The organism is Stenotrophomonas sp. HMWF023, from assembly GCF_003060985.1.
Classification (GTDB): domain Bacteria; phylum Pseudomonadota; class Gammaproteobacteria; order Xanthomonadales; family Xanthomonadaceae; genus Stenotrophomonas; species Stenotrophomonas lactitubi.
Map to the genome: position 1 here is coordinate 1 of NZ_QAIJ01000163.1, position 9,426 is coordinate 9,426.

The 9,426-nt window shown below is 66.5% G+C and carries 8 protein-coding genes; 6 read left to right on the forward strand and 2 right to left on the reverse strand.

Annotated elements, in window-relative coordinates; all coding sequences use genetic code 11:
- The first annotated feature begins 326 nt into the window (after positions 1-326).
- The 5 genes from DBR20_RS08935 to DBR20_RS08955 all read left to right on the forward strand — a co-directional run bounded on the left by DBR20_RS08935 (position 327) and on the right by DBR20_RS08955 (position 6,259).
- On the forward strand, positions 327-1,502 hold the full coding sequence (locus DBR20_RS08935) for a phosphoglycerate kinase (RefSeq protein ID WP_108265937.1): 1,176 nt from the start codon (positions 327-329) through the stop codon (positions 1,500-1,502).
- The gene (locus DBR20_RS08940) at positions 1,499-2,167 is read left to right on the forward strand and encodes an HAD hydrolase-like protein (protein WP_108265938.1); all 669 of its coding nucleotides are present in this window, start codon (positions 1,499-1,501) and stop codon (positions 2,165-2,167) included. Before DBR20_RS08935 ends, DBR20_RS08940 begins: the two co-directional genes overlap by 4 nt.
- Before the next feature lie 180 nt (positions 2,168-2,347).
- Positions 2,348-3,814 (forward strand): pyruvate kinase, encoded by a 1,467-nt coding sequence (gene pyk / locus DBR20_RS08945; protein WP_108265939.1) that lies wholly within the window; start codon positions 2,348-2,350, stop codon positions 3,812-3,814.
- Positions 3,815-4,009: 195 nt separating this feature from the next.
- The gene (locus DBR20_RS08950) at positions 4,010-5,014 is read left to right on the forward strand and encodes a class I fructose-bisphosphate aldolase (RefSeq protein WP_089236629.1); all 1,005 of its coding nucleotides are present in this window, start codon (positions 4,010-4,012) and stop codon (positions 5,012-5,014) included.
- Between the two features lie 132 nt (positions 5,015-5,146).
- Positions 5,147-6,259, forward strand: a complete 1,113-nt coding sequence (locus DBR20_RS08955; protein ID WP_089236628.1) for an ABC transporter substrate-binding protein — start codon at positions 5,147-5,149, stop codon at positions 6,257-6,259.
- 72 nt (positions 6,260-6,331) lie between these two features.
- On the opposite strand, the gene DBR20_RS08960 is transcribed toward DBR20_RS08955, so the two are convergent.
- Positions 6,332-6,928 (reverse strand): O-acetyl-ADP-ribose deacetylase, encoded by a 597-nt coding sequence (locus DBR20_RS08960; protein WP_108265940.1) that lies wholly within the window; start codon positions 6,926-6,928, stop codon positions 6,332-6,334.
- A 321-nt stretch (positions 6,929-7,249) separates the two neighbouring features.
- Complete coding sequence (gene cysK, locus DBR20_RS08965) at positions 7,250-8,209, reverse strand: cysteine synthase A (protein ID WP_099820853.1); 960 nt, start codon at positions 8,207-8,209, stop codon at positions 7,250-7,252.
- 208 nt (positions 8,210-8,417) lie between these two features.
- Between cysK and DBR20_RS08970 the strand changes: the two genes are divergently transcribed.
- Positions 8,418-9,401, forward strand: coding sequence for a LysR family transcriptional regulator (locus tag DBR20_RS08970; RefSeq protein ID WP_108265941.1), 984 nt, complete (start codon positions 8,418-8,420; stop codon positions 9,399-9,401).
- Positions 9,402-9,426: the final 25 nt, after the last annotated feature.

The window sequence follows — 9,426 nt, forward strand, 5'->3', positions numbered from 1 at the left end:
TCCTTCATCCGACACCAGAAACCGCCTTTGCTTTCGCCTTTGCCATCCGCTCCGCCCCATGAACCTGTCGAGGCCGGGGTGGTGTGGGCTCGCGGGGGCGTAAGCGCCATGGATGGCGCGCCCGAGCCTCCAGGGATGGATTCACGGCGTCCCCCGCGGGCCCACACCGCCCCGGCCCACCCACAGCACCACGAAGCGCCAGCGCTTCGGCCGTTGCCGTTGCTGTTGCACCTGCTGTTGCCTCTGCCTGCCGCAGGCATCGCCACCCGATACAATGACCGTCTGCCGCAAACCGGCATCCCATCTCCAGAGCCAAAGAGTTGCCCATGTCCATCGTCCGCATGACCGACCTCGACCTCTCCGGCAAGCGCGTGCTGATCCGCCAGGATCTGAACGTGCCGATCGAGAATGGCCGCATCACCTCCGAACAGCGCATCACCGCTTCCCTGCCGACGCTCAAGCGCGCGCTGGAGCAGGGCGCGGCGGTGATGGTCACCTCGCACCTGGGCCGCCCGAAGGAAGGCGTGTGGAGCGAAGCCGATTCGCTGGCGCCGGTTGCCGAGCGCCTGTCGGTGCTGCTGGGCCGCGAAGTGCCGCTGGTGCGTGACTGGGTCGACGGCGTCGACGTGCAGCCGGGGGAGCTGGTGTTGCTGGAAAACTGCCGCATGAACGTTGGCGAGGGCAAGGACGATGAAGCCCTGTCGAAGAAGTACGCCGCCCTCTGCGATGTGTTTGTGATGGACGCGTTCGGTACCGCACACCGTGCGCAGGCATCCACCCATGGCGTGATCCGTTTTGCCCCGGTCGCTGCCGGTGGCCCGCTGCTGATGGCCGAGCTGGATGCGCTGGCACTGGCACTGGATGCACCGGCCAAGCCGCTGCTGGCCATCGTCGCCGGCAGCAAGGTCAGCACCAAGCTGGAACTGCTGGCCAACCTGGTCGGCAAGGTCGACCAGCTGATCGTCGGTGGCGGCATCGCCAACACCTTCATCGCGGCGGCCGGCTACAAGGTCGGCAAGTCGCTGTACGAGCCGGACCTGCTGGATACCGCGAAGAAGATCGTGGCCGACGCCAAGGCGCGCGGTGCGGACATCCCGCTGCCGGTGGACGTGGTCACCGCCAAGCAGTTCCTGCCCGACGCGGTAGCCGAAGTGAAGGCCGTCGATGCGGTGGCCGAGGATGATCTGATCCTGGACATCGGCCCGCAGACCGCCGCGCAGTATGCGCAGCTGATCCAGAAGGCCGGCACCGTGGTCTGGAACGGTCCGGTCGGCGTGTTCGAGTTCGAAGCCTTCAGCAAGGGCACCGAAGCGCTGGCCCGCGCCATCGCGAGTTCGCCGGCGTTCTCCATCGCCGGTGGTGGCGATACCCTGGCCGCGGTCGACAAGTTCGATATCGCCCAGCAGGTCAGCTACATCTCCACCGGTGGCGGCGCATTCCTGGAATTCCTGGAAGGCAAGACGCTGCCGGCCGTCGCCGCCCTGGCCGCGCGCGGCGCATGAGCGTCGACCTGCGGGTGGATGGAGAAGAGCGTGCAACGCTCTTCTTCGACATGGACGGCACGCTGATCGATTCGGAAGTGGGCATCACCACCTGCATCGCCTATGCGCTGCAGAAGATGGATCACCCGGTGCCGTCGCAGGAAACGCTGCTGGGCTGGATCGGCCCGTCGCTGCGCACCACGTTCGCGCCGCTGTTCGGGGATGCTGAACGGGTGGAGCAGGCCGTGGCCTTCTATCGTGAGCGCTTCGACGTGGAAGGCTGGCGCGAGCACACGATCTATCCGGACATTGAAGCGGCGGTGCGCGCGCTGCACGAACGCGGCCATCGTCTTGCGGTGGTCACCGCCAAGAACGAACCGCATGCCCGCCGCATCGTCGAGCATCTGCCGTTCGGTGAGCTGTTCGAGGACGTGATCGGTTCAACACCGGATGGTTCGCGCAGCAGCAAGCCGCAGCTGGTGGGCGAAGCGCTGCATCGCCTGCAGCTGGCACCGGAACGCTGCTGGATGATCGGCGACCGCCGCATGGACATCGAAGGCGCCCGTCATCACGGCCTGCGCAGCGTGGGCGTGCTGTGGGGCTTTGGTGGCGAGCAGGAGCTGACCGAGGCCGGTGCGGGGCAGTTGGCCCGTGATCCGGCGCAGCTGCTGGCATTGCTGGCCTGAAGTAGATGAGGCGCGCGCCGGGCCTTGCCCGGCGGCGTTTCCGCTGCCATCGACCGGCGTATGTCCGGAACATGTCCGTGCGATGTCCCGCAGAGTCAGACAGCACAAGGCTGTAACCGTATACATGGGACGTGAAGGATGTGCTAATTTCCGTCCTTTAACGGGAGAGGCCCATCCATCATGTTCGAGCGTCAGCGTCGCACCAAGATCCTTGCCACCCTCGGTCCGGCTACCGATCCGCCGGGCGTGCTGGAGGATCTGTTCCGCGCCGGCGTCAACGTGGTGCGCCTCAACTTCAGCCACGGTGACCCGTCCGGCCAGGCCAAGCGTGCCGCCGATGTGCGCGCCGCCGCGCAGCGTGTGGGCGTGGAAGTGGGCATCCTGGCGGACCTGCCGGGCCCGAAGATCCGCATCGAGCGCTTCGCTGAAGGCAAGGTGCATCTCAAGGCCGGCGACCGTTTCGACCTGATCGCCAGCACCAGTGCCGGCCCCGGCGATGCGACCCAGGTGGGCGTGAGCTACCTCGGCCTGCCGCAGGACGTGACCGCCGGTGACGTGTTGCTGCTCGACGATGGGCTGATGCAGCTGCAGGTGGTGGAAGTGCAGGGCGAGCGCATCATCAACACCGTGCTCAATGACGGTCCGTTGTCCGATCGCAAGGGCCTGAACAAGCAGGGCGGTGGCCTGTCGCTGGGCGCGCTGACCGAGCGCGACAAGGAGCTGATCGGCATCGTCGCCAAGATCGGCGTGGACTTCATCGCCGTGTCGTTCTGCCGCAATGCGCAGGACATGAACGATGCGCGCGAGATCGCCGAATCGCACGGCTGCTACGCCGCGCTGGTGTCCAAGATCGAGCGCACCGAAGCCATCGAGAACCTGGAAGAGATCGTCGACGCCAGTGACGTGGTGATGGTGGCGCGTGGTGACCTGGGCGTGGAAATCGGTGATGCCGAGCTGCCGGGCCTGCAGAAGAAGATCATCAAGGCCTCGCTGGCGCAGAACAAGGTGGTGATCACCGCCACGCAGATGCTGCAGTCGATGGTCGAAAGCCCGATTCCGACCCGCGCCGAAGTGCTGGACGTGGCCAACTCGGTCATCGACGGTACCGATGCGGTGATGCTGTCGGCCGAAACCGCCGCCGGTGCGTATCCGGTCAAGGCGGTCGAAGCGATGGCGCGCATCTGCCTGGGCGCCGAGCGCCAGTTCCAGACCGAAACCGACTTCGGCGCCTCGCCGCGCAACCTGGAACGTGCCGACCAGGCCATTGCCATGGCCACCATGTTCCTGTCCCAGCACGTGGGCGTGCGCGCGATCGTGGCGATGACCGAATCCGGTGGCACCGCCCGCTACCTGTCGCGCTTCCGTGCTTCGGCACCGGTATTCGCGGTTACCCGCCACGACGGCGCCCGCCGGCAGATGGCGCTGATGCGCGACGTGTTCCCGATCAACTTCGACAGCCGTGGCTTCACCCCGCGCGAAGCCGCACGCGGCAGCATCCGCCTGCTGGTGGAAGGCGGCATGCTGCAGGCCGGCGACCGCGTGGTGTTCACCAGCGGTGAGCACATGGAAACCCACGGCGCGACCAATACCCTGCGCCTGCTGGAAGTGGGCGACGACGGCCGCGCCAGCGGTCTCGGCGACCTGTAAGACGTGTCGCGTCGGGTCGGAGCCGCTGCGCGGGTCCGACCCGGGGTCAGATCCCCGGAGGGGCTCTGACCCGATCCGGCAGGACATTTCCTGTCCCGCACAGACAGTGGAACCGGTTCCATCCGAGCCTCCACGTCGGGGCAACGGGTAGCGGGGCTATACTTACGTTTTTCCCGCACCCGCCACAGGAAGTACATGAGCATCGAACAGCTGGCTGAAACCGCCCAGGCCATGGTTGCCCCGGGCAAGGGCATCATCGCGATCGACGAATCCACCGGTACCATCGCCAAGCGCTTTGCCAGCGTCGGCATCGAGAACACCGAAGAGAACCGTCGCGCCTACCGCGAACTGCTGCTGACCACGCCGAAGCTCAACGAGCACATTTCCGGCGCGATCCTGTACGACGAGACCATCCGTCAGTCGACCAAGGACGGCGTGCCGTTCGCCAAGTACATGGCCGACCACGGCATGATCCCGGGCATCAAGGTGGACAAGGGTGCGCACCCGCTGGCCGGTTGCCCGGGCGAGCTGGTCACCGAAGGCCTGGACGGCCTGCGTGAGCGCCTCCAGGAGTACTACAAGCTGGGCGCACGCTTCGCCAAGTGGCGTGCGGTCATCAACATCGGCGAGAGCATTCCGTCGGGCACCTGCATCGAGTCCAACGCGCATGCGCTGGCCCGCTATGCCGCGCTGTGCCAGGAATGCGGCCTGGTGCCGATGGTCGAGCCGGAAGTGATCATGGACGGCGAGCACGACATCGAGACCTGCTACGAAGTCACCGAAGCCACCCTGCGCTCGCTGTTCGACGCGCTGTACCAGCAGAACGTGCTGCTGGAAGGCACCATCCTGAAGGCCTCGATGGTCATCTCCGGCAAGGGCTGCGACGAGCAGGCCGACGTCGAGGAAGTGGCCGAGTCGACCGTGATGTGCCTCAAGAGCACCGTGCCGGCGATCCTGCCGGGCGTGGTGTTCCTGTCCGGTGGCCAGGGCGATGAGCAGTCCACCGCACACCTCAATGCCATGAACCAGATGGGTCACCTGCCGTGGCCGCTGAGCTTCTCCTATGGCCGTGCCATGCAGCAGGCGGCACTGAAGCTGTGGGGCAAGGACATGAAGGGCAACTACGCCGCCGCGCAGAAGACCGTCTACGAGCGCGCCAAGGAAAACGGCCAGGCCGCGCTTGGCAAGTGGAACGGCTGATCCGTTTCGCAGCATGAACTGAACAACGCAGCGCCGGCATCACGCCGGCGTTTGCTTTTGCCGGTATCGTTGCCGCCTCCCGCACGCCAGGCCAGTGCGTGGGGCATACATGGAAGGCCAAGGAGAAAAAACATGCGTATTACCGCAATCACGCTGGCCGTTGCCACGGTGCTGGCTGTCGGCGGCTGCAACCGGATGGGTGGCAGCCCGGACGTGGGCAAGGCCCCCTCGCTGGAGTTCGACAAGCCGGTATCCGGCGAAATCACCTCGCGCAGCGGCGTCAATTTCAACGATGGCAGCCACCATCAGCTGTACCAGCTGAAGCTGGACGACAAGCAACTGGTCGGCATCAAGTTGACCGGCGCGCTGCGCGGCTCGATCGCCGTGTTCAACAACGGCGTGCTGGTGGCCAGCAGCAGCTCGGGCTACGAGCGCGGCGACGACGTCTCGCTGGCATTCCGCGCCAACGGCACCGGCAGCTACCAGGTGGCCATCAATGCCGACGGCCCCTCCGCCTTCGGCCCGTACCGCCTGCGCGCCGAGAAGCTGGTGCCGTATGACGGCAAGCCGATGGTGGCCGAAGGCGAGATCGTCGACCTGCTGGTATCCAAGTCGCAGGATTACACCCTGCAGGTGGACAAGGCGGGCATGTACGAGATCCGCCTGGAATCGGATGCGTTCGATACCGTGCTGAAGCTGGACGGCAACGGCGCACAGTCGGAAAACGACGACGGCGGTGATGGCACCAATTCGCGCATCGGCATGCCGCTGGAACCGGGCAAGTACACCCTGCGCGTGCGCAGCCTGGGCGAAGACGGTACCGGCGCCTTCAAGCTGACTGCCAAGCGCACCGAGCTGCCGGCCAACATGGTCATGCGTGATGGCACCACCTTGCCGAACTCCGGCAGCGTGTTCGCCATGCTCGATGGCGAAGGGCGCCGCCGCTTCCTGCTGAGCCTGCCGCGTCCGGCCGATGTACGCCTGGATGCGATTTCCAGCCAGGTGGATACGGTGCTGCGCGTGGTCGGTTCGAACGTGGAGCTGGTGGACGACGATGGTGGCAATGGCACCAACGCACGCCTGGAAGAATCGCTGCCGGCCGGCCACTACACCGTGGACGTAACCAGCCTGAGCGACGAAGCGGGCATGGTGGAAGTACGCGTGCAGGTCGACGGCGCCGCTTCGGCTGCCGCATCGGCTGCTGCTACGGCGGCGGCCGACGCTGCCGCCGAAGTAACGAACTGACGCTGTCGCGACGGACGTAAACGAAAAGGCCGGGCAATGCCCGGCCTTTTTTCTTCCAAGCCCCGCATTGTTTCAATGCGCCGGCGCGAATCCGGTATCGCCCAGTGGTGGCAGCAGCGACCCGCGTCCGCTGTCGGCGACCTGGCCTGCGGCCGACAGCGCCTGCTGGTAGGCCTTGGCGGTCGCCGTGTTGAACGCCACCAGCACGATCCGCATCGGCTGGGCGTGGCTGCGCTGCCAGGCCAGTGTTTCGGTGACCGCGATCTGCGCCGCCTGGTACAGCGGATAGCCATACACCCCGCAGCTGATGGCCGGGAACGCGATCGACTGCAGGTTCAGCGATTCGGCCAGCTGCAGCGACTTCCAGTAGCAGTTCGCCAGCAGTGCCGGCTCGTCGCGCTGGCCGTCGTGCCAGACCGGGCCGACGGTGTGCAGTACGTGCCGTGCCGGAAGTGCATGGGCATCGGTTGCGCGCACCTCACCGGTCGGGCAGCGCACGCCGGGGCGCAGCTCCGGCAGACCCTCGCACTCGGCCAGCAGGCCGGGGCCGGCTGCACGATGGATCGCGCCGTCGACACCGCCGCCACCGAGCAGTGATTCATTGGCCGCGTTGACGATCGCATCCACCGCCAGGGCCGTGATGTCGCCCTGCCACACTTCGATCTTCATGCGTCCGTCTCCTGCCTGTAGTTGTTGCGCGCCGTGCCCACGCTGGCTGCACCCGCATCTTGCGGGACAGGGCATCGATGCTGCGTCATGACCGTCTCACGCACTGCGATCCGCGCTGTTCATGCACGATGGCCGGCAGCGCCTTCACGCAGGCTGAAGCGAGCGCCGCACGCAGGCGAAACGAAAGTTGTTGAAATGGATTGCTTCTGATTTGCGGGGAAAACGGTCCGCTTGCAACGGCAATGCCCAGTCAGGATTGCCCAAATGGAAACGCCCACCGCGAGGGTGGGCGTCATCCTGCTGTCATCGACAACGCGGCGATCAGGGCAGACCGGCCAGCCAGTCGTCGTCGGAACCTTCATTGACGTCGGCGAACAGCGGCGTGGAGAAGTAGCGTTCACCGGTGTCCGGCAACATCGCCAGGATCACCGCGCCCGGTTCAGCGCGATCTGCCACGTCCAATGCGCTGGCCACGGTGGCACCGGCGGAGATGCCGACGAAGATGCCTTCCTCTGCCGCCAGCCGGCGGGCGGTAGCGATCGCGCGGTCATCCTCCACGGTTACCAGTTCGTCCACCACATTGCGGTTGAGCACATCGGGCACGAAGTCCGGGGTCCAGCCCTGGATCTTGTGCGGCTTCCAGTCATCGCCCTTCAGCAAGGCGGCACCTGCCGGTTCGGTGGCGATGATGCGGGTGTCGGGGCGGGCGACCTTCAGCACCTCGCCGACGCCGGTCAGGGTGCCGCCGGTGCCCCAGCCGCTGACGAAGTAGTCCAGGCGCTTGCCGGCGAAATCACGCAGGATCTCCGCGGCGGTGGTGTTGCGGTGGTAGGCCGGGTTGGCCGGGTTGGCGAACTGGCTGGCCAGGAACCAGCCGTGCTCCTCGGCCAGTTCGCGCGCCCTGCGCACCATGCCGCTGCCGCGCTCGGCGGCCGGGGTCAGGATGACCTTCGCACCGTAGGCGCGCATCAGCTTGCGGCGTTCCACCGAGAAGGTCTCGACCATCGTCGCCACGAACTTGTAGCCGCGTGCGGCAGCCACCATCGCCAGGGCGACGCCGGTGTTGCCCGAGGTGGCTTCGACGATGGTGTCGCCCGGCTTGAGCAGGCCACGCTGTTCGGCATCGAGGATGATCGCCAGCGCCAGGCGATCCTTCACCGAGCCGCCCGGGTTGAAGGATTCAACCTTGGCGTACACGGTCACGCCCTGCGGCGCCAGGCGCTGCAGCTTGACGATGGGGGTGTTGCCGATGGTGTCGAGGATGGAGTCGTACAGGGCCATGGGAGCGCTCCAGGAACAGGCCGCGCCGGGCTCGGCGGGCGGAAGGGAAGAGGGCTGGCTGATCAGGCCAGCGGCTGCCGGCTGACCGTAGCGCCGGCATATGACGCCCGGAAATGACCAGATACCTTTCTTAAACAACCTTTGGTTATAAGCTGGTGACGGCAATTGACCCTAGAGTGGACCTCCGCCCCCACATCGCCCGCCTGCCATGACGCTGACCCAGCTGCGCTACCTGGTTGCCATCGCCGACGCCGAGCTGAACATCACGCTCGCCGCCTCGCGGGTGCATGCCACCCAGCCCGGCCTGTCCAAGCAGCTCAAGCAGCTGGAGGACGAACTGGGCTTCCTGCTGTTCGTACGCAAGGGACGCAGCCTGGAGTCGGTCACCCCGGCCGGCACCGAAGTGATCAGCCGCGCCCGCGCAGTGCTGTCCGAAGCCAACAACATCCGCACCTATGCGGCCAACCAGCGCCGCGAGAGCCAGGGCCAGCTGATCCTGACCACCACCCACACCCAGGCGCGCTTCGTACTGCCGCCGGCCGTGGCGCGCATCAAGCAGGCCTATCCGCAGGTCAGCGTGCACCTGCAGCAGGCGGGTGAGGCCGATGCGCTGGACCGGCTGAACCAGGGCGATGCCGATATCGCGATCATCAGTACCGCCGGCAGCGAACCCAGCGACGGCATCGCCGTGCCGCTGTTCCGCTGGCGGCGGCTGGTGGTGGTGCCCAAGGGCCATCCGCTGGACCGCGCCGGCCGCGTACCGGACCTGGCAGCATTGGCCCGCCAGCCGCTGATCAGCTACGAATCCTCGACCCGACCCAACTCCTCCCTGCAGCGCGCCTTTGCCGCGCAGAGCCTGGTACCCGATCTGGCGTTGACCGCGCTGGACGCCGACCTGATCAAGACCTATGTGCGCACGGGTCTGGGGGTGGGGTTGCTGGCCGAGATGGCGATCAGCGCCAACGACGAGGATCTGCGGGTGTGGCCGGCACCGGCGCCGATCACCGAGTGCATCGCCTGGGCGGTGCTGCCGCGCGACCGGGTGCTGCGCGATTACGCGTTGGAGCTGGTGCATGTGCTGGCCCCGCAGATCGATCCACGCGATCTGCGGCGTGTGCTGGACGGCAACCAGGCCGCGTCCTGGCCGGTGCCGCCGACCTGGGAATCGCTGACCCAGACCATCACGGTTTGAGGGTTGGTCGAGCAGGGCTGCGCCC